The organism is Exiguobacterium artemiae, assembly GCF_033342815.1.
In the GTDB taxonomy this organism is placed as follows: Bacteria; Bacillota; Bacilli; order Exiguobacteriales; family Exiguobacteriaceae; genus Exiguobacterium_A; species Exiguobacterium_A artemiae_A.
Map to the genome: position 1 here is coordinate 1 of NZ_JAWPEN010000034.1, position 1,843 is coordinate 1,843.

General features: G+C 45.3%; 1 protein-coding gene. It reads right to left on the reverse strand.

The genetic code is table 11. From position 1 onward, the window contains the following. Positions 1-93 precede the first annotated feature (93 nt). Positions 94-1,677: an IS1182 family transposase gene (locus R7V76_RS16560; RefSeq protein ID WP_318094344.1), complete on the reverse strand. Its 1,584-nt coding sequence runs from the start codon at positions 1,675-1,677 to the stop codon at positions 94-96. Between the last annotated feature and the right edge of the window lie 166 nt (positions 1,678-1,843).

Here is a 1,843-nt window from a genome sequence, read left to right on the forward strand (position 1 = left end):
AAAGAGGCTGGGACATAACTAGCTGACTTGTAAAGAAAATAAGGGATTGCCATCGTCACGATGCGCAATCCCTTATTTTTTCGTCACCTCTTATCAAATTGCCCCTCGGGCAATACTTTGGGTGAGCCACTTTCTCAAATTTACTGCCATAAGGATGAAACCGAGCTCACGTTTCACCTTCGCTTTTCCTCTTACAGAAAAACGAGTGAAACCCAAATTAGCCTTCAGATTTCCAAAAACTGGTTCTACATCTGTCTTACGTCTCGCGTAGATTTTTCCGGTTTTTTGATCTGAAAGCAGGCCCTTTACCTGTTCTTTTTGTTCTTCCCACGAAACGTTTACTCGGACTTGGCGATGACGACCGTTCTCTGCTTTGGTACAGAGGGATCGAAGTGGGCAGTCATCACAACTCTCACTTTCGTACACCTTAAAATCACGGGTGAAGCCATAGCGATCCGTCCTCTTGGACATGTAACGGAACGTCACGTCCTGTCCGTTCGGACATATAAATTGATCGGTCGTTTCATCATAGGACCAGTTAGTGAGGTTAAAAGGATTATCACGCCATTTTCGCGTCTTCTCTTTTTGGAACATCGTATAGGGAATGAGTGGAGTGCGCCCTCGGCGCATCAGGATCTCCTGATAATTTTCTTGGCTGCCATAGCCGGCATCCGCAACGATATGTTCCGGTAAAGTAAGATACGAGGCCACTTCATCTAAAAATGGAATTAACGTGCGGACATCTGTCGGATTAGGATAGATATCATAAGCGAGGGTATATTGACCTTCGGTCGCAATCTGCACGTTGTACCCAGGCTTGAGTTGTCCATTTTGCATATGATCTTCTTTCATCCGCATAAACGTCGCATCCGTATCCGTTTTGGAATAGCTGTTCCGTCCATCGAACGTTTCCTTATGGACGGCATACTTCCGTTTTCTTTCCACGAATTCAGCGACCTTTTTTCGGAAAAGATGGGGCTGCTTTCGTTCAGAACGAAGACGTTTTCTCTCCTGCGTATCTGAACTTGTCTCGATTTCTTGATTAATAGAAGCGATTCGTTCCTCCAAAACATCACCGATGTGCTCGAGTTCAGGAATGGTCAGTTCGTCTGGACTTTCCCGTTCAATCTCCGGCAAAATTTCCTGCGCGACGAGTTCTTCATAGAGAAGATTAGACTTTTCAACGAGCGACGCACTATATCGCTCGACGGATTTCCGCCAGACGAACGTATATCGATTCGCATTCGCTTCTAGTTTCGTACCATCAATGAAGATCGCTTCTTCCTTAATTTCTCCCATCTCGACGAGATGGCAACGGAAGGTGACGAATGCCTGCTTCAGAATAGGTGTGACTGCCGGGTGCACTCGAAAACGATTGATCGTACGATAGCTCGGTTCATTCCCCTGAGCGAGCCACATCATCCGTAGACTGTCTTGAAGGAGTCCTTCGATCTTCCGACCAGAGAAGACCGATTGCGTATAGGCGCATAAAATGATCTTCATCATCATGCGAGGATGATAGGCAGGGCAGCCTGTCGTTCGAGTAAATGGTTCAAAGGCCTCGTCGGGAATGGACTCGACAAGATGATGGACGGCGAATGCGATATCATTTTCATGAAGACGAATTTCTAAATCTAAAGGCAGAACCAGCTGGTTCATGTTATAATTTTTAAACATAAGGACACCTCCGATGGTTATGGTTTGGTCACTTTAACTTTATCAGAGGAAGTCCTTATTTGTTTACTTAAAATCGGTTTTTCATCATAGAAGAAGGCCCTCGAAACGAAAAACGTTCCGAGGGCCTTCTCATTTATAAAGCTGAGTTATGTCCCAGCCTCTTTTT

Coding starts and splice junctions, on each gene's coding strand:
- R7V76_RS16560 (WP_318094344.1), bottom strand. CDS start 1,677: ATGTTTAAAAATTATAACATGAACCAGCTGGTTCTGCCTTTAGATTTA.